This window comes from Streptococcus sp. IsoGale022, from assembly GCF_031142805.1.
Taxonomy (GTDB): Bacteria; Bacillota; Bacilli; order Lactobacillales; family Streptococcaceae; genus Streptococcus; species Streptococcus sanguinis_A.
In genome coordinates this window covers 1-23,565 of the sequence record NZ_JAKZJI010000004.1, presented here as the reverse complement: position 1 = coordinate 23,565, position 23,565 = coordinate 1, and the positions used below count along the sequence as shown (strand labels likewise).

Genomic DNA, 23,565 nt, shown 5'->3' with positions numbered 1-23,565 from the left:
AGAAGCTTAGACAGGCTAGGCTTCCTTTTAAGTGCAATAGAGCTGGTTTTTAAGGCCACCAAATAATAGCAGCAATCAAACCAATCAGCAGGATGACCACCCAAAGGAGAATCTTATTGAGTTTGGCTTGCAAAAGGCTCCGCTTTTGGTTTTCAATCCGACGGCTCTTAGTCACGGTCGGATCTACCTCAATGTGCAGGGTCTCATCTGTAAACTCCTCTTGGTTTTGAGCAGTCTGATAGCCAAAACGATTCTGCTGAGACCGAGCTTCTTCATAACCAAAGCGGTTTTGAGGACTCTGATAGCCAAACTGAGTATCCTGTCGACTAGGCTGCTGCGAGCTAAAGGAGCTTCTGCCAGTTGAAAGAATCTTGGTTTCCTCGTCATCCATGAGAGGCGGCCCCGAAATATCCTCACCGCGGTTGGCCCGCTCAATGATTTCATCTGTTAATAAAGCTTTTCCCATTGATCTACGTTCCTATTTATTCAGATTTTTTTGTTCCCAGTACTGAAGGGCCATGATGGTCTTGGCATCGCAGATGTCACCGTTTTGCAGCAACTGATGTGCCTCCTCCAGACTGACTTCAAAAAGTTCCAATGTTTCATCCTCGTCTTGGGGACGAGGGTTTTCGACCTTTGTTAAATGACTGGCACTGTAGAGCTTGATTTTTTCATTGCAAAAACCGATGGCAGAGTAGAAATCATAGACCAACTCCAGCTGTCCAGTGTAGCCTGTTTCTTCTTCTAATTCTCGGAGGGCAGCTGCATGAGGATCAGCATTCTCTCCCATTTCTAGCTTGCCAGCTGGAATCTCGTAAGAAGTCGCTTCAATCGCCTTGCGGTACTGCTTGACTAAAATCATCTTGTTCTCCGGAGTGATAGCAATCACAGCCACCGCCCCATTATGAAAAATCAAATCCCGTTGGGCTTGACCCTTACCCTCTGGCAGCTCTACCTGGTCCTGAATCACTTTAAAAATCGGTCCCTGATAAATTTCCGTACGTTGGACGGTTTTTCTTCAAATTCCATGACTGAACCTACTTATTTTGAGGATGATGAGGAAGTCGCTTAGCGTAATCTTCCTTGTTAATCTGACGGCCACGTCCCAGAGCGATGGCATCTGCTGGTACGTCCTTCGTAATAGTAGAACCCGCACCGACCAGTGAGTTGTCACCTAGCTCAACTGGGGCAATAATGGTCGAGTTAGAACCAACAAAGACATTGTCGCCAATGATAGTCTTGTACTTCTTCTGGCCATCATAATTAACCGTAATCGTACCCGCACCAAAGTTGACATTAGCACCAACCTCAGAGTTTCCAATGTAGGTCAAATGACCAGCCTTGGTATTTTCGCCAATTGACGATCCTTTAACTTCAACAAAGTTTCCGACATGGACATCCTTAGCCAGACTAGAATCTGGACGAATGTGAGCGTAAGGCCCGACCGTCACTCCATCCGCAACACTTGACTCCTCAATCATGGAGTTGGTGATAACGGTCCGCTCTCCAATGACAGAGTCCACGATGTAGGTACCATTGGTCAGGATAGTCTCTGCCCCAATCTTGGTCTGACCTTTCAGGGTCACATTTGCTTCAACTTGAACTTCAGGCGCAATTTCTACATCCACATCGATATAGGTCGCATGAGGATTGACAAAGCTGACACCATTGACCATATGCTGCTGATTAATCCGGCGGCGCATAACACTCTCAGCTGTAGCTAAAGCTACGCGGTCATTAACCCCCAGACTTTCATCAAAGTCTTTTAGTGTATAAGCGCCGACTTTTTCACCATTCTCGCGGAAAATACCAATCACATCTGTGATATAGTATTCGCCTTGTGCATTGTTGGTATTGATGTTTTTGAGGGCTTCAAAGAGACGGGCATTGTCAAAGACGTAAGTCCCAGTATTGATTTCCTTGATTTGCTGCTCAAAGTCCGAAGCGTCCTTCTGCTCAACAATTTTCAAGACTTCTTCGTGCTGATTGCGTACGATACGGCCGTATCCAAAAGGATTATCTGCTTCTGCTGTCAGGATAGTCGCAACATTCTTGTGGTTGATATGAAAGTCAATCAGATTTTTTAGGCTTTCTCCTGTAATCAGGGGAGTGTCGCCAGCAATGACCAGTGTCTGACCAGTCAGATTTTCCAAAACAGGCTCGGCCATCATAACAGCATGGCCCGTTCCCAGCTGCTCGGTCTGACGGACAAAGTCTGTCTGACCTGCCAAGACTTGCTCGACTAGCTCCGCCTTATGGCCAACAACTGTCACGGTCTTTTCCGGATCGATGGCACTAACACTACGAAAAACATGTTCCAGCATGGAAATTCCTGCAACCTTGTGCAGTACCTTTGGTAAATCTGACTTCATGCGAGTACCCTTACCCGCAGCCAAAATAATCGCGTAATTTGTCATCAATTATCTCTTTTCTGTAGGATATCACCTTTATTATATCACTAAAAGGTAATTTTTAAAAATTAAAATCAAGATACCAGAGAAAATGCTACAATAAAAGCCTTTCGCACAAAAAAATCAGCCTTTAAACAGCTGATTTTGCTTCTTTTTCTTTGATTTTCTTTGGAAGATGGACTTTTGCCTTGCCATAGTCCTTGAAGACAGCCCGCTGCTTGAAGTAAATCAATTCTCCATCTAAAGCTGTATCTTCGTCCAAATCCATAGTCATATCAATAGAGCGGATGGTCCGAGTCTTAGGGTCAACCACAAAAGCAACCTGACACTTCTCAATGTTGATAGTCGTATCATAATGCTCATCATTATAAGCATAGTAGAAAGCATCGATAAGGTCATAAGCCAAATCACCTTCTGCTGTCACCGAAAACTCATAGCCGCCGTCCACTTTTTTCTTAGTTAGTTCTGACTCATTATCTACCATGACCTGCAGCAAAGCCTTAAAGGAAGACATGCCCGAATAACCATTGATATGTTTCCGGGAGTCGGTGTCATCAATGGTCTCAAAGCCGTCTTTTTCTTCCAAGTACATCCGATCTTCACTGAAATAATGGGTCAGTTCTTGATCATCATAGGTTTCGTAAAGCTTGGCTAAATAAGGTGATTCTGAAACGGTCAGCTGTTTAACGGTCTCAGCTTTTCTTTTTTTGTAGCCTTCTAGATAGGTTGACTCAGACAGCCGATCCATGTAGAAACTATCCTGATCGAATTTTTTCAAGGATGCATCCACTACAGCAGACAGCTTAAAGCGGGACTCGATTGCTTCTGCTATGCCTCCAGGCTTAAAGTAAGTATAGAAAAAGGTTCCGCCAATCAGTACAAAGCAGACACAGCCGTAAATGATAAAAAAATGAACCTTCTTCAAAATCAATCCTCCTAGAAGCCTTCTGTCGTTTTATAGCTTTTATTATAAGCTTTTTTAGACCTATTTTCAATCTTTTTTCAGAAACGGTCTCTAAAAGACTGTAGCGGAAGAAATGTTAATTGGTTTTTCAAACTCTCAAAGTCATTGCCAAATGTATCTACAAGGCAAGTATCCACTGCTTTTCGAATACTTAGTATCTCAGCCCTCTTTCTCATTTTCAGCCAACTGCTGGCGAAGCTTGGTAAACCAGTCCAACTGAAAGCGGGCTGAATCCAGCCCAAATTCGAGCGTCTTCATTTCAAAATAGCCAATCTGGGAAATACTTTCAGCTAAATCAGCCGCCTGACTGGTCTCTATCAGCTCTGTAGCCAAATGGCTGTTCTGCTCTAGATAAGCTTTTACTTTTTCCTGCTCCTCTGTATAACGAATCGCGTTTTTGACAGCTTCAAACTCTTGGACTTCAACTTCCAGTCCCTCAATGGTTAAATCCAGCATCTGAAGCTGCTCTTTCTTTGGCAGATAACCCATAAAAAGGAATTTCCCCAAGTCCATATTCTTGTTCTTGCTCATGTCGATAGGCGTTTTAAGCCACTCCAAAAACAAGATTCGTCCCGAAGCAGTAATGGCATATTCCTTCTTCATTTTTCCTTTTTCTACATACTCCGAATAAGTCACCGCCCCTTGCTGGGACAGTTTTTTTAAGGCTGCTTGGATACTTCCTAAACTGTCGCTGCACATAGAGCTGAAATTTTGCCGCATCACCTGACGAATTTCATAAACTGTAAAATGCTTTATCATGAGTAAGCCTAAAATTAATTTGTCCATTTCTCCTCCATATCACGATTTTTGTATACCTAACAGTAACACTTTTGCTTCGATTTATCAAGGACAAACAAAAAGCCTATTCAAAAATAGACTTAAGCTTGTTCCAGCGGATAGACCTTGCGAAATTCTTCTAGGACGACACCCGTTTCTTGGGAAAATTCCAAACCGGCTTCCGCCAGACACTCTGTGAAAAATGCCTCATGGACTTGCTGCCAGTAGGCCAAGGATTTGTCTCCTTCTCCTTCCTTAAAAGCGTGTTCGGCTGAAACCTCCTTAAAAGGCAGCACAGAGACTTTGGTGATTTCAACGATACAGACTGCCTTATCCTGACTGTCTAAAATGACATCAAAGCTTCCTACCTGCGGCAAGGGCTCATTTTCAAGCTGATACAGTTGGTAGGCTGAAGCCGTCGCTGTCTTCTCACCACGTAGCACCAAATCAGCCAGTTGGTCTGCTTGGACACCGAAGGCCCAGGCATCAATCTCGTCGCCAATTTCTGGATTGATTTTCTTATATGCCTGCCACATTTCTTTTGGGGTCATCATCTCTCCTGTCTTTCTAAAATGATAATTATTGTTTATAAACATTTTACTACAAAACTGTATCTTTATCAAAGTCAATAAAGCTTCTCAGTCAAAATCCATAAAGTCATCATGCTCATAATAGTAAAGCAGAGCCTGTAAACACTCTTGATCAGTCGCTTCTGCTTTCTGCTCCATGACTGACAAGAGAACATCCGCAAAATCTTCACCGTAATAAATCAGCTCCAGCTCCTGCTCCCTTACTTGTCTTTGGACTCATTGAAGATACCATTTCTTATGTAAATCTTATTTTTCAAACTGTTTTTAAGACCTTCTTGAAAAACAAGGATAAGATCCTGAACGCACTGGAACTGCCCTACTCAAACACAAAACTAGAAGCTACTAACAACCTCATCAAAGTCATCAAGCGAAACGCTTTCGGATTTCGGAACTTTGACAATTTTAAAACTAGAATCCTCATCGCTTTGAACATCAAAAAGGAGAGGACTGATTTAGTCCTCTCCAGATTATAACTTCTCATCAACCCACTACAGTTGACAAAGAGCCCAAAAATCAAACATTTCCCACACTTTCTGAAATCATTTCATCCCCTTACACAGAAAGCAGACACCATTTTATAGCCTCTAGGCATTTCGAGACTTGCTTCCGTAACAAACCTTTGGTAAAATGTTAGCAACACAAGTCTAAAGGAGGCGCTTATGACTCAAAAAACGATCCGTCGCTGGGCTCCCTGGTCTATTTTAGGAAGCTGGCTGATTTATGTTGCAGATATATTGATTGCTATCTCTGACGGTTTTGGAAAGGGATTTTGGCAGCACATGCCTGATTTAGCAGCTTGGAAAGTTGATTTTGCAGGCTATGCCTTACTTCTTTTCCCGCTTTTAGGAATGGGCGTCTATATCCTCTCTATCGGGCTGAGACAAAAATGGCTAGGAATAGTAGGAGCTTGGATTCTCATGACTGTCTGTGTTTTCCTCCACACCAGCTATTTCTATTTTGCCGCCACTTCGCGGCTGTATGCCCATAATCCCTCTGCCGATATTGCAAAATTACTAGAAAGCTTTTCAATAGTGAAAAATAACTTTCTGCTTATTTATTTCGTACTTATGGCTGTACTTCTCCTATTTATTGTTATCCTCGTTTTGAGTAAGAAAACGGCTTACCCGCGCTGGTTTGCCCTAACAACTCCCTTAACAGGAATTCTCCTTAGTCGGCTACTCAGCGCTATTGCACCAGCCCTTCGCGAAATGCTTTCTCCTATTCTCATTCCCGCCTTTTGGTTTGCTTTAATGATAACAATAGCCATGATTTTTGCCCTAAAGGACAAAAACTTTACCAACAAGGAAGCAAGTAGCTGTCCTGAAAATTCAGTTCTCCATTTTCCTTAGCATACAAACAGAAATCATCATCTAGCTCTTCCGATTTTACAGCCTCCATGATGTCTTTTAAGAAATAGGTTTGGTTTTTCTTCATTGGTCAAAAGTCCCTTTCCATTCATAAGCTGGATAAGCTCCTAGGCACTGATAGCCCAAGCTTTCTGCGACTTTTTTGGAGGCTTCATTGTGCGCATCCCATAGAGGAAAGAGTAAGCGTTTTCGAGCTTCTAAAATCATCTGGGCACCTAAAATTTTGGCCAAGCCCTGTCTTTGGTAGGCTGGCTTGGTGGCAATTTCAATCTCAAGAGCTCCATGATAGACCAATCCTGTCGATACGCCAGCTATGATTTCCTCTCCTGAATAGAGTAAAAAGCCAAAGCCACCCGCCGCTTGAAAATGGTCAAAATCGGAAAAATCACCCTGCAAATCCTGAGACCAGGCTTCCTCAGCCAAACGCTCATAACTCTCCTTATCAATCAGACAAAGGTAGTAGTTTGCAGGTAGCCTGCGCTGCCATTTCTCCAAAGCCTCTGTGTCAAAGGCAACCCTGTCCGCAAAAGCATAGCGAGTAAACTTGCCCAACTCACTCTGACTATCCAAAAACTCTTGCCAGCTGGGCTCCTCGGAGATAATGATCTTGTCAGCCAAGCTGTATTTTGTGCTATAATCCTGCCAAAAATCTGGATCCACCTGACCAGCCGGAAAGATGAAATTTCCTAGTTGGTAAAGGCAGGATGTCTCAGGCGCGTTCATGAAGAACTGCCCTAGACCAGCAGATAAGCTATAGTGAATCATGTTTTTGGTCCAGGTTTGGAAAAGGTTCTTAGCTTTCTCATTGTTCGCATTCTTCATTCACTTACTTCAAACTCCAGCCGCCGTCGATTTTGATAATCTCGCCCTGCATAGCAGCTGCCTTACCACTGGCTAGAAAGAGGCTGATGTCTGCCACTTCTTGAGGGTCTAACCAGCGTTTGATAGGCGTTTCCTCAGCAACCCAGTCTGCCAGTCCGCCTGGCTCAAAGTCGGTGGCAGTCATAGCTGTATTGACAGCGCCCGGTGCCAAACCAAAGACTTGGATATTTTTATCCGCATAGTCCAAGGCTATCTGCTTGGTCAGGCCAGCCAGAGCATGCTTAGAGGCTGTATAGGCAGCACCGCCGCCGCCAGCCAGAAAGCTAGCAATCGAGCACATATTAATGATGATACCAGACTTTTTCTCCAGCATTTTCTGCAGGTAAAAGCGAGTGATTTTCATAGTCGCGGTCAGATTGAGCGCAAAAATCTGCTCCCAGTCCTCGTCACTTGTCTCGTGCAGGGGACGATAATTGTCCAAAATACCTGCTGTATTGCAGAGAATATCCACCTCGGGCAAGCTAGTAAAGAGCGGTGTCAAATCCCCGGTTAAATCCATCTTGACAAAACGCAGCTCATTGAGAAAACCAGGATTTTCATCCTTGTCCACCCCGTAGACGCGGTAGCCATTTTCCAAAAAGGTCAGAGCCTGAGCTCGGCCAATGCCAGAGCTAGCTCCCGTAACTAGTACCGTCTTAGTCATCTACTTCCACCCAATCTGTAGCGAGCACATCACAAGGAGTCGGACTCCACATGGAGAAGCCCTCTCCTTCGCCTGAAACATTGATGAGGAAATAAGGAGTCACTTCGAGAGCCACCCCATTCTGCTCAATCGTGTCAAAGAGCTGGACGTAGTTTTCTGCCCCGCCCCAGCCTGTACGCACATATTTTTTCTTGGCCTTAAGACCTGGTAAAATTTCTTCAAATGTCATGGTTTTCTCCTTTATCATCTATAAACCCTGATTTGATAAGGTTTTCCAACCTCTGAAATGAGGTGGTTTTTAAATTTGTTCACCTTTTTGTGGACTCATAGACCATTTATAGCTTTTTCGTAGTATGAAACGGCCTCTTTTTCTTTATCCTTTTACATCTACGATTGTACGGATGTTGTCGCTATCTTAAATGATTTTCTCACGCTCATACTAGCCAAACTTTGCCAACATTGTTTTTTGTTTTAAACTCCACCAGCGAATTTATCATCAATTCATCGGTGGTTGTTTTAATTTATTTTTGTACAAAAGCAGTCCAGCACTAAAACTGGCTCATTCTCTCCCTTTCGTCATCTAGTGACTGCTGCAATAAGTTAGACAGTCCTTGGATGTTTTGAGTAGCTAAAAGCTCCATATACTCCGCCCTGTCATCCTTGCTGATAATGACCGGAGCACCTAGGTACTTCATAGCCAAGTACATCAGAATTAAGCGGCCAGTGCGTCCATTCCCATCACTAAACGGGTGAATGCGCTCGAACTGGATATGCGTATCAGCCAGTATCTCTAATATCTCACGCTCACTCTTTGCCATATCCAGCCTATAAGCTGTATTGTCCGCCCATTGAGCCATTAGAAAAGGCGTTTCGTCTGGTGAAGCTGTCTTAAATTCAGCCCCTATGATAGCATTCTGAACAGTTTTAAACTGCCCTCTATCGTGCTGCAGGCGGTCTGTCAATAGCGCATGGAAATCTTGCACCAGCCCCACAGTCAAGGGGTCGTTATTAGCTAAGCTATCCAGCAACAAAGAAAAGGCCTGCTTGTGGTTCTCTATCTCATAGAACTCTCTGATACTCTTGTGCTTTCCTGGCAAGGTGCTTTCCAAGATGATACTGACCGTTTCAGGAAGAGATATAGTGTTCCCCTCAATCCCGCTAGAATGGTAGGCTATACGAACCAAAATATCATCCAGATAATCTTGTTTATAGGTCATTTAGTTTCCTTTCATTCTTTAGTGTATTTGATATTTAGAGATGTGTATGGCTTGCTTATGATTGAGAAATCACGCACTTCAGGGGAAACCATTTCTTCATAATCTTCCAGATCATTTTTCATATCATAAAAGTCATAAGGCGCCTCATAATGCCAGTCCTTAGCAATTTCTAAAGCATGCTGCTGGGTTAGTGGTTCAATCATCATCTTCTCCTCCTTTCTCTAAATTTCCCAATAAAACCGTTTCTGGTCTGCTTTTTCGCTACAGCCAAGGCTACGGTAAAATTCATGGGCTGATGAGCGGGAAATGCCTGAATTAATCCGAATCCCTGTGTAGCCTGCGGCTTTTGCCTCTTCGCGCAAAGCTTGCATCAGCGCTCTGCCATGTCCCCGCCCTTGAAATTCCTGAGCGACGGCTAAAGCCAAGAGATTGAGCAAGGACGGGAAATAGAGACAGTCGTAGCTAGCCGCATGAGCGTAACCTATGACCTGACCGCCTTCTTCAGCTACCAAAATCAAATGCTGGTTACTCTCTAGTAACCTTTTTAGTTGAGTCTCCGTCGCTTCCCTATTGAAGTCATAGCCCAGGCACTCAGCATTAAGCCGCTGAATGGCTGCGGCATCTCTTAGTTTTACTTTACGAATCATCTGTCACCTCGTTCTTCTCTTTATTATAGCAGAAAAGCAGTCTTTTTGACTGCTTTCAATGAACTATTCTCCCATCTGTCCCTTCAACCAAGACTCCGCCTCTTCTAAAGGCTGGTCTGTTAGGACATCGGGCTGAATGGCCTCATTCTCATAAAGCTTGCCCGTGCGATCTAGGATACTCGAGGTAGTCAAGAGCAAAACCGCTCCATCATATAGTTGATAATAATTATTTCCCGTAGTATAGCTTGCCGTTGGCTGACCAAATATTTTAACATTTTCCAGTCCCTTAAAAGCTAAAACAGTCATCTCTCCTGAGCTACCTGTCTTCCCATTGGTAAGGACAGCTATTGGCACTTTCTTTGCTTTCTCATCAGTCTGCTCCAGACCAAGCTGCTTAAGAATATCTGACCGAGAAATCGCGCTCTTGCTTCCATTTTTATAAACAAATTGGAAGAGGTCTTCATCAGGCAAAAGAGAGGACAGGCCCGCAATCATCGGATACATATTCCCGCCGGTATTGTCTCTCAAATCCACAAGAACCGCCTGATAGTCATCCTTTTTAAGAGCTGCTGAAAGTTTCTTGGCATAAGCTTTCGCTGCCTGTGCATCACCTGTGAAAGCAGGAACTTTTAAATAGAGAACTCCCTCTCGATTCTGCACTTCAGGGTGGTTTTTGCTTTCCGACCAATTTTCGGGATTATCCTGTGGACTTAAAAAATAAGAATGCTTCCCGCCAGCCTTTTTGGTTAATTCTTCCAAAACAGGATAGGTATCTTGATAAGTCTTAGCTGATTCAAGCTTCTCCAAGGCTTTCTTCTTCTCATTCTCCCAGTCTTTGTCAGTATAAAGACCGAAATCAAGTTTTTTCACAACCGAGCGAGCGTAGTCCTGCGGACTAGGTGGGAAAAGAAAAATGCCATAGTCTGGACCAAAGTAGGCCAGAAGACCTATTAAAAGAGCAAGCAAAACCAGTACTGTCCCTAAGCAACCTAAAAGGACTTTTTTCATAATTGCACAACCTTTCTTGTGAGGATTCCTGAGCCGATTATAGCAAAATAGAGACACGTTTTCCATGTCTCTACCTTACATTTATCATCGTCAATCTTACATTTTTGTAAGATTATTTTAATCTACAGAAGCTTATTTCCATCTCTCACTCTTGGAGAATGCAATCATCAAACCAGACCCTGCCAGAACTGCCAGAATAACAAGACAGATATTTTTCAGTGGATAGAGCCAATCTTTATTTTCCTCATGCCAAGTTGTCTTCCAAAGCCGAACATACTCAGCATGCATATCTTCAGGCTGGTTCAGCTGGATATTGATCACAATCGCCAGTAAGATTAGAGCGATAAAAGCAAGGGCAAAGAGCCAGATTTTCTTCTTTTGAGTTAGGTTAAGTTTTTTCATTCTTTTCTACTTCTTCTTTCTGCTTAATAGCAATACTTCACCCTACTTCTCTTTTACAGCGATTTCAGAGTTTCGATAGCCATAGAAGGCATAGATGAGACTTCCCAGTAGCAATGCAATTCCAAAAGCTTGCCATGTTTCCTTGGTATACTGGGTCATGAAGGACAGACAGATGACAATGGACAAGATTGGTGTCAGAGGGACTAAAGGTGTCTTGAATTCTCCAGCTTTGGGCATTCCTTTATCTTTCCGTAATTTCAAGACAGCGAGTGCCAATAAAATCAGATAGGCCAAGGTACAGATATTGAGGAAAGAGGCGATGCTAGCTAAGGGGAAGATACCGGCACAGACAGCTGAGGCAATCCCTACTAAAATCGTTGCATTCTTTGGCACCCGACTGGTCTCAGTCAATTTTTTGAAAGAGCGAGGCAAGAGACCATCACGTGCAATACTGTAAATCATCCGCGACAGGGCATAGGTCATAGAGATACATACCGTAATCAGAGTCAAAATAGCGACGACAGAGATATAGTTAGCTGCCCAACCAAGTCCGACGCTTCGCAAAGCAAAGGCTACCGCATCTGAAACATCCAGCTTGCTATAGTGAACAATCCCAGTCAAGACCAAGGTCACCAAAATATAGAGAATAGTCACGATGCTCAAGGATAAGACAATCCCGCGAGGAACATTCTTTTGGGGCTCTTTGATTTCATCTACCGCCATGGAAATGGACTCAAAGCCCAGAAAGGCAAAGAACATGAGCGAAGCCCCGGCCATGATACCGACCTTGCCGCCATAGATTTCTCCAAAACCAAATGGTGCAAAGTTAGACCAATTTTCTGGCTTGATGAAGAAAAATCCTGCAATGATAAAGAGTGCTAAGGCTGAGAATTTTAAGACCACCAAGGCTGAGTTGAAGCGCAGGGCTGCCTTTGAGTTCAAAAGGACAACCCCTGTAACAAAGACCAAGACCAGAATAGGCAGCAAGTCCACATAAGTACCTGCTGTTGGATTGAAGGTGCCATTCAGAGCTGCCGGCAGCTGGATACCAAAGCCGCTCAGTAATCCCTTCAGATAAGACCCCCATCCAGAGGCAACACCTGAGATAGCCGTCATGAACTCCATGATGGTCAGCCAACCAGCCAGCCAAGCAGGAAATTCTCCCAGAACCGCATAAATATAACTGTAGGCTCCGCCATTGGCCGGAATCCGTGAGGCAAACTCAGCGTAAAAAAGTGCCGAAATACTCACACAAAGCGCTGAAATGACAATCGAAACGGTCAGAGCTGGCCCAGCATATTTGGCTGCTCCAGTCCCTGTGATAGTGAAAATTCCAGTTCCTACCATGGCTCCAATACCAAGCAAAATTAAATCAGGAATTTTCAAGTGACGGCGCATGCCCGTTCTATCCTTACTGGCATCTTTTTTTCTAAATATATTCATCTATTTTTACTCTCCTAATTGCATTAACGTCCTATTTTATCATATTTCCACGCTTTTAGGAATCTTTCTTAGAAATTTTCCGAGAAAAGAAAGGCTGAGAAAAATCTCAGCCTAAGTCTTTAAAATAGATGAAAGGTATATGATGCCTGTCTCTGCTATCACATAGCCACAATTTTGCGATAGCTGCGAGAAGTAATGAGAAAGACACCGACATATACTGCAATAAACAGAGCACAAACACCCAGAGTCACTACTAACATAAGTGTGGCATTCAGCACCCCTAAAGCAGATAAAATCAAGCTCAACATGTGATAGGCAAAAGCCAAATGAAGAAAGGCAAAGATTAGGGGTAGGAAGAAGACTATCAGAATCTGCCTACGAATCGTTTTCTTGATTTGTTTTTCGTCCAATCCAACCTTTTGTAAAATAACAAAGCCTTCTCGATCTTCATAGCCTTCAGAAATCTGCTTGTAGTAGATGATAAGAACAGTTCCAAGCATAAAAACGATTGATAGGAAAATTCCAATAAAGAACATACCACCTAGCATTCCTTTTATTTCTTGCTTATCAAAGGCAGTCACCGAACCATAAATAGCTTGATTTTCAGGTAAGGTGGTATTAAAACTGCTTAGCTTTTCTTGGTATACTTCTTTGAGTTTTCTCTGTTCTTCTTTTGGAAGCTTAAGATTTAATCCTCCATAATAGTTAACATTGACAGCGTAATCGTTCATCAATGAAGAAAAGATTTGACTCGGATTTTTAGCTACCATATAGATTTTTTCAGGCACTATCATATTCATCGGATCGGGTATATTACCGAAAACGAAATCTTCTTTTAATTTTTTCTTGATTTTTAAATTTTTATCAGCTAGCTGTAAATCTTTTTTGCTGTCTAATTCCAGTCCTTGCTCAAATATGGCTATTTCATCATCTTTAAGCTGAAGACTTTGACCCGTCATTCCTTGATAATCACTCTCAGAAATGGCCAAAATATAAAGATTTGGAGTGAATGATTTCTGTCCCTTAGAATAAATATCTAGCTGATTACCAGTTCGACCGCTAACTCCTATTGTATAATACTGGTAAATAACTTTTTTACTAATCTGAAGCTGCTGCTCTTGAACAAACTCTGTCAAAGCTTGGTCCAGCACCTCACCTGTTACTTCTTTTCCTTGGATACTGAAATCATGCGGGAACATGGCATTCTGCATATAATCACCACCAGCATAAATGTTGGCTCCACCAGATAAGGTAACCAGAACCATTGTCGACAAAATAGAAATCGTCGCTAAACCAATTGCATTTTTCTTCATTCGAAAAATTAGATTAGATACCGAAATCATGTTATCTGGCTGATAATAAAACGTCTTTCTCTTTTTCAAAAATTGTAAGAAAACAGTCGTTCCTGCATTGAAAAGTAGATAAGTCCCTAGAATAACAAAAAGTACGGCCACGAAGAAAATGATAATGGCTGCCATCGGATTAGATACACCTAAAGCAAGATAATAGCCAAAAGCGAGAGAAGACATACCAATAATAGTTTGCAAGAGTAAAAAGCGACTCTTTTTCTCCCCGCTATTTTTTTCTTTGACTAATTGCAGAGCATCAAACTTTCTTAAGTAAAAGCCGTTTTTAATCAGCAAGCAGAAAAATACAAAAGCATAGAAAATGATAATCAATACCATTACAAAAGGTTGAAATGTTGAAACCAAAACCACCTTGGTACCCATGAGCTTGAGCAGAAAGGCATAAATCAGCTGGTCAAAGAGAACACCAATAGTCAGCCCCAAGCTTACAGCCACTAGCCCGAAGATTAGTAGCTCAATAAAGGTCATAACAAAGAGATGACGCTTATTGAGCCCCAACATACCGTAAAGTCCTAGCTCCTTGGAGCGATTCTTCATGACAAATTGATTGGCATAAAAGACAATAATTCCAGCTGTGATGTTCACAATAACGACTCCTAGAACCAAAACGAGGATAACAGAGCTGGCCCCTGTCATTTTGGATAGGTTGGGATTAAAAGCCAAGGAGTTGAAAACATAAGAAATGGCTACAGCCACACAGGTAGCCAGTGCAAAAGGATAATAGAGACGGCGGTTCTTAATCAGATTGGATACCGCCAATTTTGCTGCTAATCGAAACACTAGTCCTTCACCTCACTTGCCATAACTGTCAGAGTGTCGGAAATCTCTTGGAACATCTGCCGCTCGGTCTTATCACCGCGGAAGATTTGATTGTAGAGAATCCCATCCTTGATAAAGAGCACCCGCTTGGCCCGGCTAGCCGCTGCCGTCGAGTGGGTCACCATGAGAATAGTTTGACCACATGCATTGATGTCGTCAAAGACATCCAACAGAGCTGCCGAAGACTTGGAATCCAAGGCTCCCGTCGGCTCATCCGCCAGCAGAATCTCAGGATCTGTGATGATGGCCCGAGCCACTGCTACCCGCTGCTTCTGGCCACCGGAAATCTCATAAGGAAACTTCTCTTGCAGCTTGTTAATCCCCAGCTCATTGCAGGTTGTGACCAGCTTTTGCATCATCTCGGTAATGGGACGACGAGAGAGGACCAGCGGCAGGAGAATATTATCCTTGACCGACAAGGTATCCAGCAGATTGAAGTCCTGAAAGACAAAGCCTAACTTCTCCCGGCGGAAGCTGGAAGCCTGGCTGTTTTTGATGGTTGCTGTGTCAGTTCCGTTGAGAAAGACGCGCCCCTCAGTTGGCTTGTCCAACATGGCTAGGATGTTGAGCAGGGTGGATTTACCAGAGCCTGACTCCCCCATGATGGCGACATATTCGCCCTTTTCTACCGTAAAGTGAATGTCCTTCAGTGCCTCTACTTGACTACCCTGAAAGCGGGTTTTATAAATCTTTTTCACATGCTGTACGTCTAATAATGTCATCTTGTTTCCTTTCTGTTTAGCAGGCGCCTATCAAAGCCCTGCTTTTAGCAGCTTTTATAAACTGCCTCTTAATTGATAAGTCTATTTTATCTCAATACCAAGCGCCCTGCCATAACCTAAGCTTACATTTTAAAGTGCAATCTTACACTTTTGTAAGATGAGATGAGCTTTATTTTACCCAAAAGGCAATCAAGGCAATTAGCCAAAGGTGGGCTGGATAGAATATATAGAAGAAATATTTGCTCCACTTGCTGCTGGATCCTCGCTCACCATTGTAGAAGTGCAAGAGAGGAAGAACACTGATAAAGAGCCAGTCTGAATTATAGAGCAGCATTGATAGCGTGTCCTGCAAGGTTGGATAAATTTGAATACTCATGGCAAAGAGAATTCCCGCCCAAACTACATAGGACAAGTTTCTGAAAAAGACTTGATTTCTAAAAAGGTAGGTCAAGAGCATGAAAGGAAGCAGAGTCATGCCTCCTTCGCTAAAGAGAAGCCCAGCCAGCAAGACTAATACTCCTGCCGTCAGCCGCAAACCACGCTTCCTATCCTTAGCAGCTCCGCCATTGTCAGAAAAGCCAAAGAAAAGACTCAGCATGAGAACCCCGCAGGCCAAGGTCAGGAAGATATTGTGAGTGAGGTAGATGCCCTTTTCCTGAAAGAGGAGCGTCAGGATACAGTTTCCTGTCTGCATCAGAGCCGCCCAAAAGAAGAGCCGCATATTGTAAGCCAGGCGGTTGCGAGTGTGGAGAAAACCTTCCACTGCCATGAAGGCAAATGCTACTCCGACACAGCGGGTTAGGGCATGCAAGACACCATCCCAGCCGTCCGGCACCAGCCCCGGTATCTGACTAATATGGTCAAAAACCATAAGAAATGTCATGAAGAGCTTCAACTGAAAAGCATTTATACCTTTTGATTTCATTTTTCTGTCTCCTTCTTATTTCTTGACTCTATGATAATAAAAAAGAAAGGCCGGTACCATAACCTAACCTTTCATTTGCTAGTTTTATTCTTACAATTTTGTCACTTTTAAAAATCTTGCAAAGCATCTACCTAAATAGCACAAAACCTAGTGGCTTTTATGAAAACTTTCTTCCGTCCGCAACTGTTCTAAAAAGGCTTTGACTGCTTGTCTGTCTGCTTCCGTTCCAGAACCCTCAATATTACGAATGTGGCGGAGGCCATACTGCTCCACTATCTTATCCGTTGCCCCGCAAAAGGTCCGCGGATAACGCTTCTGATTGCCATTGATGACAAAGCCTTTGATTAGCTGTCTGTACTTTCTGATGAAGCGCTTGGTCGTCCACGGAATCTGGCCTGCTCCGCTATTTCTGCTGACTAAAATACAGGGTTCCTCCAGCTTTTTCCAGACTGACTGGCTAGGCATTTCCAGACTTTTAGCAAACTTCTTGCCCAAACCAGTCAGACTATCATAAACCACTACTAGCAACTTTCTTCCTCCTACTCAAAGATCAATTTCTTCTCAGGAAAGGCGATGGAAACCGTCGTTCCCTGACCAACTTGAGAGTCTATAGCAATCTTGTGTCCCAGCTGATCAGCAATTTTCTTGGATAGATAGAGACCTAAGCCTGACGACTGCTGGGTCAGACGACCGTTGTAGCCTGAGAAACCGCGCTCAAAAACCCGCAGCAAATCAGCATTTTGAATCCCCAGACCCGTGTCCTTGATGTAAAGGCTGCCCTCTTGAAAATAAATCTCTATGCTGCCTTCTTTGGTGTATTTAAGACTATTGGACAGGACCTGCTCCAAAATCACTAGAAACCACTTTTTATCAGTGACAATCGTGTGATCTAGGTCATGAAGATTGAGACTGAGTCCTTGCTGAATAAAGAAAAGGGCGTATTTCTTGACCACTTCCCTGACCAAATCAGCCAAATTTTCCTGCTTCAGAACTAAATCGTCATGGAAGCTTTCCAGACGGAGATACTGGAGCACCAGATGAACGTAGGACTCGATCTTGAAGAGCTCCTGCTCCAACTGAGACTTGGCTTCCTTATCCTTCAAATCTCCAATCAAAAGTGAACTGGCAGCAATAGGAGTCTTGACTTGATGAACCCAAAGAGTGTAGTAGTCCAGCAAATCATTGTATTTTTCCTGCTCAACCAAGATCTGATTCTTCTGTTCGTACTCCAGCTCCTCCACTCTTTCCTGCAAGAGCTTTTCTAGAGGAGTCTGAGCCTGAGCAGCAACCTGCAGCTTCTGGCTGCGATAGCCCTTAAAGGCCGTCCAAGCATCTGCTCCGATAAACAAGAAAGACAGAAAAGCCAGCAAGAGCGCGACATACTCCAGCAGACTGCGGTAAGTATCAAAGACAAAGGCAAAGAGCAGAATAAAGCCTAGCAGCAGAATCAGCAGAGCTAGAAAAAATCGCCGCGAATAAAGGTAAGACTTAAAAAAGAAAAATTTATCCTGTGTGTCCATTGATGAGACCGTATCCTATTCCTTTTTTGGTTTCGATGAAATTCTTCAGTCCGTGCTCCTCAAGCTTTTTACGCAGGCGAGCGACATTGACCGATAGGGTATTGTCATCTATGAAAAAGTCGCTGTTCCAGAGTTCCTTCATCAAATCATCACGCGCCACAATACCATCCGAATGCTCGAAGAGGACCCGCAAAATCTGAAATTCGTTCTTGGTCAAGGTCACCACTTTCCCATCAAAAACCAGATCTGTCGACTTGAGATTGAGAATGACACCTTGGTGCTCCAAGAGACTCTGGTCGTTTCCAAACTCATAGGAACGGCGCAGCAAGCCCTGAACCTTAGCCAGAAAGACATTATTGTCAAAAGGCTTGGTCACATAGTCATCTGCCCCCATATTGATAGCCATGACAATGTCCATGGACTGATCGCGGGAAGACAAAAACATGATGGGCACCGTTGAAATCTTGCGGATTTCCTGGCACCAGTGATAACCATTAAATAAGGGCAGGCCGATATCCATCAGCACCAGATGCGGCTCTTCTCGGACAAAGACAGTCAGCACATCCATAAAGTCCTCGACTGCCTCTACCTGAAAGCCCCATTGTTCCAGCATTTTTTTTATCATTTGGCGGATGACTGGATCATCTTCTACTAGTAAAATCTTGTGCATCTTTCCCTCCCGATTTCTTGCTAGTAACATTATACCAAAAAATACGATTGCTTGTTTATCATCCTCAGTCTAAGGTAGGATTTTTCTGGAAAAGAGAAATTCTATCAGAAAAATATGCTATACTAACTAGTAGAAATTGGAGATAAAACATGAGCAATATTTTTACTTACCTTGAAGAAGTTCAGCATGATAGCATTTATGATAGACCATTTAATGAGTTGGACCTGCTAATTCTGACTGAGCTAACCTACTTACCTTTTGACAATCTGGTACATGAGGATATATCCTCCTACTGCGACTGCCGTCTGCTAGACTTGGCCGACCAAGTGCCACGTGACCTCTCCATGATGGTCACCAAAAACCGACTAAAACTGCTAGATTTAGCCGCAGCCTCTACCCGCTTTAAAAATCTAAAACTGATGGGCTATGTCAATGACGTTGACCAAGATATCCAGAAGCAATTCGCTGCCTTGATTTTCAAAATCAAGCCTAATACCTATGTACTGGTCTTTCGCGGTACGGACGACTCCATTGTCGGCTGGAAGGAAGACTTCCACATGACCTATATGGACCAGATCCCTGCTCAAAAAATAGCTGCCCGCTATCTGCAGAAGGCCTTAGAAAATCTATCAGGTAACTTTATTCTAACCGGCCATTCTAAAGGTGGAAACCTGGCTTCTTATGCAGCCAGTCAGATGGATGCGTCGCTCCAAGACCGTATTGAAGCCATCTACAGCTATGACTCTCCTGGTCTCAATCACTTTGTTATCAAAAGCGATGGCTATCAGGCTATGGTAGAAAAGATGAAGCGATACCTGCCTCAAAACTCCATCGTTGGCATGATGCTGGAAACGACCAAGGAAGCTAGAATTGTCAAAAGCAGTGCCATCGGTGGCTTTGCCCAGCACGATACCTTTTCGTGGAAAATCAAGGGAGACTCTTTCCTATTGCTGGATACACTAGATGCAGAGAGCCTGCAGATAGACAAAACGTTTAAAAATTGGGTAAGCACTGTTTCAGATGAAGAACTTAAAGACTTTTTCGACCTCTTTTTCGGACTGATTTTGGATGCTGGTATCCAGTCTGTCGACGAACTTTCCAATGTTGAAAACTTTAACAAAGTCCTTGATATCCTGAAAAATGCTCAATCTCTAACAGACCAAGAACGTGACATGCTGCTGCGTTTGTCCAAACTCCTGCTGGATATGCGTGTCCAAAGCTGGAAGGACGATATAAACTTGCCTAAGCCTTCTGCTATTGGCAAGGATATCCGAGAAAACCTATCACGCTGGAGCAAGCAGTTGCCTTTCGGCCAGTCTGAGACTGACAAAAAGGAAGACACTGCCGCAGAGGTTCAAGAGTAAAATCACAAATCTCTTCTATAGCTTGGCTAAGGGAAGACTTGACCTATCCATACCAAAAACAAAACAAGCGCTTATCTTGACAGCTTGTTTTTTCTTTGGTAGAATGTAACAAATTCATTTACAACTAAGTAGTGATAAAAATCAGAAAGGAAACCATCATGAAATCTATCAAAGGAATCGCCCTTATTGCTGTTAGCATAATCCTGACCATCTATGCTTGGGCTTCAGCTGGAATGACCAACTTTATTGTACCCGGTCTGGCCTTAACAACCCTTTCACTGACCTTTTTACTTGCGACTCGGAACGCACTTTTGGAAAAATGGTTCCATGGCATCGAAAAGATGTATGCTTATCATAAGTTTACAGCTATCTTTTCCGTCGTCCTGCTTGCTCTCCACAATGTTGCTATGGGTGGCAGTCTCTGGGGCTCTCATCTTGCAGCCCAGCTTGGGAACGTCGGCATCTATCTATTTGTCAGCATTGTTCTGGTGGCCTATCTTGGCAAGCACATCAAATATGAGGCTTGGCGCTGGATTCACCGCTTTGTTTATTTGGCCTATATCTTTGGTCTCTTCCACGCCTATATGCTGATGGGCGGTCGACTCCTAACACCGACCTTGCTAGGTTTCGTAGTCGGATTCTACGCTATCATCGGTTTAGCTTCTGGCTTTTACATCATCTCCCTCTATCAAAGTTTGGCCTTTCGCCATCTGGGAAAAATCATGCAGGTCAAACGCCTCAACCACGATACCGTAGAGTTGAAGATCCAGCTCAGTCAAAAGTTAGACTACCAGTATGGGCAGTTTGCCTTTGTCAAGATTTTCCAAGAAGGATTTGAAAAAGCGCCGCATCCCTTCTCTATCTCTGGCGGTCATGACAATATCGTCTACTTTACTATCAAGAACTCTGGAGATCACACTAAGAAACTTTATGAAAATATCCAAGAGGGAACCAAGGTCACCATCGACCGAGCTTATGGTCACATGATTCTTGACCAGGGGCAGGAAAAGCAGATTTGGATTGCTGGTGGGATTGGCATTACGCCCTTCATTTCCTATATCCGTGAAAATCCTAAGCTGAATCGTCCAGTCAGCTTCTACTACGCTTATACTGGAGCAGAAAATGCTGTTTACCTTGACCTACTCAAAGACTACGCGGCCAAGAATCCGCAGTTCAACCTTCATTTGGTTGATAGTAAGGTCTCTGGCTATTTGGACTTCAAGAATTATCCTCTGGACAACCAAACCACCGTCTTCATGTGCGGACCTGTCAAAATGATGGATAAACTAGCCAACGAATTTAAAAAGACCAATCCTAAAGCAGATCTGGTCTATGAAGGTTTTAAGTTTAAATAAAGAGTATAAAATATCAGGATCAGCAATAAGGCTGATCCTGATATTTTATTATCTAGTAATGGATGGAGCTGAATCAAGATATGGCTTCGGAAGTCCGCCTGATTCGTAAAAATCTTCTCCAAGAAATAAGGATCAATTTCAATAGCTGATCTTACTGTTTTTTAGGCATATTTGAAACAAACAGATAAGACATTTTCAAAACATTTACCAGTTTATCGCGTTTTTCTTTTACGCTTTGCAGGAACGGGTCCCGTACTTCTGTCGGAACTTCTAAATCATCTGGACCAAACTGAGATAATTGATCACTAAGAGTCTGTTTTGATTCTTCAAAAGCTTTCAAAGCTGTTTCCGCTTCTTTGTCAAAATCAGCTCTTTCAGACTCGGGGAGTTTTTCTTTAATTTCTCCACTATATTTGATGTAATTATCCGCAAGCTTATTGTACACGGTTTTTAAATCACCAATTGTTGTTGCGTTAGCGATTTCTTCGTCTGTAACCAAGACAAAGTCAGGTGTTTCTAGATTGGCACTTGACGAAGTACTTGAGCTGCTTGAGTTACTTTCTTTACTGCTTGATTTTGAAGACTTTTTAACTGAGCTAGAAGCAGCCTTGCTTTCTGAAGATTTAGAAGTAACGGATGAATGATTATTTGAACATGCTGCTAAGGTAACTGCTGCTAAAAGAACCACGCTGGCTGAAAAAATCTTTTTCATTTTTATCTCCTTAAATAATAAGTAATTTCATTATAGAATAAAACTAATGAGCTGTCAAAAAGTTGCTGAAAACCCGTCATCAAACAAGCGACTGCCGACCATAGTCTGTTAGGTCACTCCCCAAGCGAGCGTAGAGGCCTTGGGCAGTCTCTTCTTCATTGAGGATTTGCTGTAATTCTGCATCTGTCACACCAACCAGCTCAATAAAATCTACCTGGCCATGGACTGTCTCCAAAGGCTGAGCTTCTACATCCGGAACTGTGATAAAACCTGTCAAAGCAGATTCCTGTTCACGGTCAAAGCCAAGAAGCTGTCCAGTATAAATGTATTCAAAAGGCTGATAAACCTCTCCGGTCTCAAAGGTCCGGCGCGCCAACTCCTGAAAAATCGTGACTATATTGATAAATTCATCATTAGCTTGGTAATTTCCTTTTTTCAGTCGCATGGTAAATTCAAAACCATAGCCACTGTAGTTTGGATCTTCACTGAGTTTTTCATAGAGCTCAGACAAGCCATAACTAACCAAATGCCAAGAGTTACCTGCATCATAAACATCTACACCATCCAGCGGATCCGGCCCGCCAAAACGCCATTTTACAATAGCCTCAATGTGATCTACCGGCTCTTGATTATTATATATCCGAGCAAATTCTGTTGAGATGGCTTCCCATCCAGGAGCCTCCACATAATCTTCTACCGGCTCGACATCTTCTACTACTTCTTCGTACTCTTCATCGAAAACTTCCTCAGCTTCCTGATTTTCCGACTGTTTTTTAAAGAAATCAAAAATTCCCATTTTTTCCTCCTTGAATTAATTTGAAAACAGTATAGCATAAAAAATAAGGAATTGCTTTTATGATAGAAGGAAATTTATTTTTGTTTTTATCGTTTTTCGATATATTTTTCTTGAAATACAATAAAAAATAGATTATAATAAGAATAAAAGGAAAAGAAAATCTACTGCCGGCTGATTTTCGATAGAGGTAAGCATCATGAAAAAGATTGAATTAAAAAATAACTCTTTGCTCAAAGATATTGTTACTCTATTAAACCTTATCATAGTAGGCTATGCTGCTATTCTGGTGTTTCTTACTATCCTAAGTGTGATTTCTTATACCGGTCTTTCCGACAGGTTGGGAATAAAGCTCAATGTTCAATTTCTGCCCTCAGTTGATTTTTCAAATTGGTGGAGTATTCTAGCCTTTGTTATAAATCTTCTCACAGCTTCTTTGACTATTTATCTCATCTATCTTGCTCGTAATTTCATCAAAAATTTGATTGGTGGAAAGATTTTTGATTCATCAAACACGCAACTAGCTGATAAGGCATGGAAAGTCTTTTTGGCTCTGACCTTTCTTTCCGTTAAGGTTGCTGCATCAGGCAATCCCATCGCTCTCCCCTTCTCTTTTAACGCCAGTATGAGCTTTACACCTCTCTTGGGTGCTCTGATTATTTGGCTGATGATGAAAATTCTGGAAAAGGGGATTGATATAGCTGAAGAAAATGAATTTACCATCTAGGAGGCTGCTATCATGATTATCGTTAATCTTGATGTCCAGCTGGCCAAGAAAAAGATGAAACTGGGTGAACTGGCCGATATCATCGGTATCACAAACGCCAACCTTTCCATTCTCAAAACGGGCAAGGCCAAGGCTATCCGATTTAGCACCCTCAATGCTATCTGTCAGGCCCTTGATTGCCAGCCTGGAGACATCCTAGAATTTACAGATGATGAAGAATAAAAAAACTCCCGTCTTGGC

General features: G+C 42.8%; 26 protein-coding genes and 3 pseudogenes. 6 read left to right on the top strand and 23 right to left on the bottom strand.

Annotation, left to right across the window (positions count from 1 at the left end; all coding sequences use genetic code 11):
- Positions 1-49 precede the first annotated feature (49 nt).
- The 6 genes and pseudogenes from macP to RG608_RS03180 all read right to left on the bottom strand — a co-directional run bounded on the left by macP (position 50) and on the right by RG608_RS03180 (position 4,703).
- On the bottom strand, positions 50-466 hold the full coding sequence (gene macP, locus RG608_RS03205) for a cell wall synthase accessory phosphoprotein MacP (protein ID WP_268687473.1): 417 nt from the start codon (positions 464-466) through the stop codon (positions 50-52).
- A 12-nt stretch (positions 467-478) separates the two neighbouring features.
- Positions 479-1,029: pseudogene (locus tag RG608_RS03200) on the bottom strand (NUDIX hydrolase).
- Positions 1,030-1,037: 8 nt separating this feature from the next.
- On the bottom strand, positions 1,038-2,417 hold the full coding sequence (gene glmU / locus RG608_RS03195; protein ID WP_268687475.1) for a bifunctional UDP-N-acetylglucosamine diphosphorylase/glucosamine-1-phosphate N-acetyltransferase GlmU: 1,380 nt from the start codon (positions 2,415-2,417) through the stop codon (positions 1,038-1,040).
- Between the two features lie 124 nt (positions 2,418-2,541).
- Complete coding sequence (locus RG608_RS03190) at positions 2,542-3,336, bottom strand: hypothetical protein (RefSeq protein WP_268687476.1); 795 nt, start codon at positions 3,334-3,336, stop codon at positions 2,542-2,544.
- A 198-nt stretch (positions 3,337-3,534) separates the two neighbouring features.
- On the bottom strand, positions 3,535-4,161 hold the full coding sequence (locus tag RG608_RS03185; protein ID WP_268687477.1) for a PadR family transcriptional regulator: 627 nt from the start codon (positions 4,159-4,161) through the stop codon (positions 3,535-3,537).
- A gap of 92 nt (positions 4,162-4,253) precedes the next feature.
- Positions 4,254-4,703: an ASCH domain-containing protein gene (locus tag RG608_RS03180; RefSeq protein WP_268687478.1), complete on the bottom strand. Its 450-nt coding sequence runs from the start codon at positions 4,701-4,703 to the stop codon at positions 4,254-4,256.
- Positions 4,704-4,951: 248 nt separating this feature from the next.
- Between RG608_RS03180 and RG608_RS03175 the strand changes: the two are divergent.
- Together RG608_RS03175 and RG608_RS03170 are read left to right on the top strand one after the other, a co-directional pair.
- Positions 4,952-5,215 (top strand): annotated as a pseudogene (locus tag RG608_RS03175) (transposase); the annotation flags it as partial.
- A gap of 186 nt (positions 5,216-5,401) precedes the next feature.
- Positions 5,402-6,091, top strand: coding sequence for a DUF6796 family protein (locus RG608_RS03170; protein WP_032909682.1), 690 nt, complete (start codon positions 5,402-5,404; stop codon positions 6,089-6,091).
- 81 nt (positions 6,092-6,172) lie between these two features.
- Here the strand turns inward: RG608_RS03170 and RG608_RS03165 are convergent, their stop codons facing one another.
- The 15 genes and pseudogenes from RG608_RS03165 to RG608_RS03095 all read right to left on the bottom strand — a co-directional run bounded on the left by RG608_RS03165 (position 6,173) and on the right by RG608_RS03095 (position 18,374).
- Complete coding sequence (locus RG608_RS03165; RefSeq protein WP_268687479.1) at positions 6,173-6,931, bottom strand: GNAT family N-acetyltransferase; 759 nt, start codon at positions 6,929-6,931, stop codon at positions 6,173-6,175.
- A 4-nt stretch (positions 6,932-6,935) separates the two neighbouring features.
- Positions 6,936-7,634: a 3-oxoacyl-ACP reductase gene (locus RG608_RS03160; RefSeq protein WP_268687480.1), complete on the bottom strand. Its 699-nt coding sequence runs from the start codon at positions 7,632-7,634 to the stop codon at positions 6,936-6,938.
- Positions 7,627-7,863 carry a DUF2829 domain-containing protein gene (locus RG608_RS03155; protein ID WP_002899859.1) on the bottom strand — a complete coding sequence of 79 codons (237 nt, stop codon included), beginning with the start codon at positions 7,861-7,863 and terminating at the stop codon, positions 7,627-7,629. Before RG608_RS03155 ends, RG608_RS03160 begins: the two co-directional genes overlap by 8 nt.
- Before the next feature lie 319 nt (positions 7,864-8,182).
- A complete protein-coding gene (locus tag RG608_RS03150; protein WP_268687481.1) occupies positions 8,183-8,851 on the bottom strand; it encodes a Fic family protein in 669 nt (222 codons plus the stop codon).
- Between the two features lie 71 nt (positions 8,852-8,922).
- A pseudogene (locus RG608_RS03145) lies at positions 8,923-9,057 on the bottom strand (N-acetyltransferase); the annotation flags it as partial.
- Between the two features lie 15 nt (positions 9,058-9,072).
- Positions 9,073-9,498, bottom strand: coding sequence for a GNAT family N-acetyltransferase (locus RG608_RS03140; protein WP_308946537.1), 426 nt, complete (start codon positions 9,496-9,498; stop codon positions 9,073-9,075).
- 63 nt (positions 9,499-9,561) lie between these two features.
- Positions 9,562-10,572 (bottom strand): S41 family peptidase, encoded by a 1,011-nt coding sequence (locus RG608_RS03135; RefSeq protein WP_308946536.1) that lies wholly within the window; start codon positions 10,570-10,572, stop codon positions 9,562-9,564.
- Positions 10,573-10,638: 66 nt separating this feature from the next.
- A complete protein-coding gene (locus RG608_RS03130; RefSeq protein ID WP_268687484.1) occupies positions 10,639-10,908 on the bottom strand; it encodes a hypothetical protein in 270 nt (89 codons plus the stop codon).
- Between the two features lie 42 nt (positions 10,909-10,950).
- Positions 10,951-12,351, bottom strand: a complete 1,401-nt coding sequence (locus RG608_RS03125) for an amino acid permease (RefSeq protein ID WP_268687485.1) — start codon at positions 12,349-12,351, stop codon at positions 10,951-10,953.
- Positions 12,352-12,509: 158 nt separating this feature from the next.
- Positions 12,510-14,498: an ABC transporter permease gene (locus tag RG608_RS03120; protein ID WP_268687486.1), complete on the bottom strand. Its 1,989-nt coding sequence runs from the start codon at positions 14,496-14,498 to the stop codon at positions 12,510-12,512.
- Positions 14,498-15,259, bottom strand: a complete 762-nt coding sequence (locus tag RG608_RS03115; protein WP_125378071.1) for an ABC transporter ATP-binding protein — start codon at positions 15,257-15,259, stop codon at positions 14,498-14,500. Before RG608_RS03115 ends, RG608_RS03120 begins: the two co-directional genes overlap by 1 nt.
- Positions 15,260-15,428: 169 nt before the next feature.
- Positions 15,429-16,184 (bottom strand): TraX family protein, encoded by a 756-nt coding sequence (locus tag RG608_RS03110; protein ID WP_268687499.1) that lies wholly within the window; start codon positions 16,182-16,184, stop codon positions 15,429-15,431.
- Positions 16,185-16,331: 147 nt separating this feature from the next.
- On the bottom strand, positions 16,332-16,712 hold the full coding sequence (locus RG608_RS03105; protein ID WP_268687500.1) for a class Ib ribonucleoside-diphosphate reductase assembly flavoprotein NrdI: 381 nt from the start codon (positions 16,710-16,712) through the stop codon (positions 16,332-16,334).
- A gap of 11 nt (positions 16,713-16,723) precedes the next feature.
- A complete protein-coding gene (locus RG608_RS03100; RefSeq protein ID WP_268687501.1) occupies positions 16,724-17,704 on the bottom strand; it encodes a sensor histidine kinase in 981 nt (326 codons plus the stop codon).
- Entirely contained in the window at positions 17,688-18,374 is a 687-nt protein-coding gene (locus tag RG608_RS03095; RefSeq protein ID WP_268687502.1) for a response regulator transcription factor, read from the bottom strand. The genes RG608_RS03100 and RG608_RS03095 overlap by 17 nt, the downstream gene beginning before the upstream one ends.
- Before the next feature lie 149 nt (positions 18,375-18,523).
- Here RG608_RS03095 and RG608_RS03090 point away from each other — a divergent pair, with 149 nt between their 5' ends.
- Both RG608_RS03090 and RG608_RS03085 read left to right on the top strand, forming a co-directional pair.
- Positions 18,524-19,738 (top strand): DUF2974 domain-containing protein, encoded by a 1,215-nt coding sequence (locus tag RG608_RS03090; RefSeq protein ID WP_268687503.1) that lies wholly within the window; start codon positions 18,524-18,526, stop codon positions 19,736-19,738.
- 158 nt (positions 19,739-19,896) lie between these two features.
- Positions 19,897-21,093, top strand: a complete 1,197-nt coding sequence (locus RG608_RS03085; RefSeq protein WP_268687504.1) for a ferric reductase-like transmembrane domain-containing protein — start codon at positions 19,897-19,899, stop codon at positions 21,091-21,093.
- A gap of 151 nt (positions 21,094-21,244) precedes the next feature.
- On the opposite strand, the gene RG608_RS03080 is transcribed toward RG608_RS03085, so the two are convergent.
- Positions 21,245-21,805: a hypothetical protein gene (locus tag RG608_RS03080; RefSeq protein ID WP_268687505.1), complete on the bottom strand. Its 561-nt coding sequence runs from the start codon at positions 21,803-21,805 to the stop codon at positions 21,245-21,247.
- Positions 21,806-21,884: 79 nt separating this feature from the next.
- A complete protein-coding gene (locus RG608_RS03075; RefSeq protein WP_268687506.1) occupies positions 21,885-22,601 on the bottom strand; it encodes a suppressor of fused domain protein in 717 nt (238 codons plus the stop codon).
- A gap of 196 nt (positions 22,602-22,797) precedes the next feature.
- Between RG608_RS03075 and RG608_RS03070 the strand changes: the two genes are divergently transcribed.
- The gene (locus RG608_RS03070; protein ID WP_268687507.1) at positions 22,798-23,325 is read left to right on the top strand and encodes a DUF2975 domain-containing protein; all 528 of its coding nucleotides are present in this window, start codon (positions 22,798-22,800) and stop codon (positions 23,323-23,325) included.
- Between the two features lie 12 nt (positions 23,326-23,337).
- Positions 23,338-23,547 (top strand): helix-turn-helix transcriptional regulator, encoded by a 210-nt coding sequence (locus RG608_RS03065; RefSeq protein ID WP_002894739.1) that lies wholly within the window; start codon positions 23,338-23,340, stop codon positions 23,545-23,547.
- The last annotated feature ends 18 nt before the right edge of the window (positions 23,548-23,565 follow it).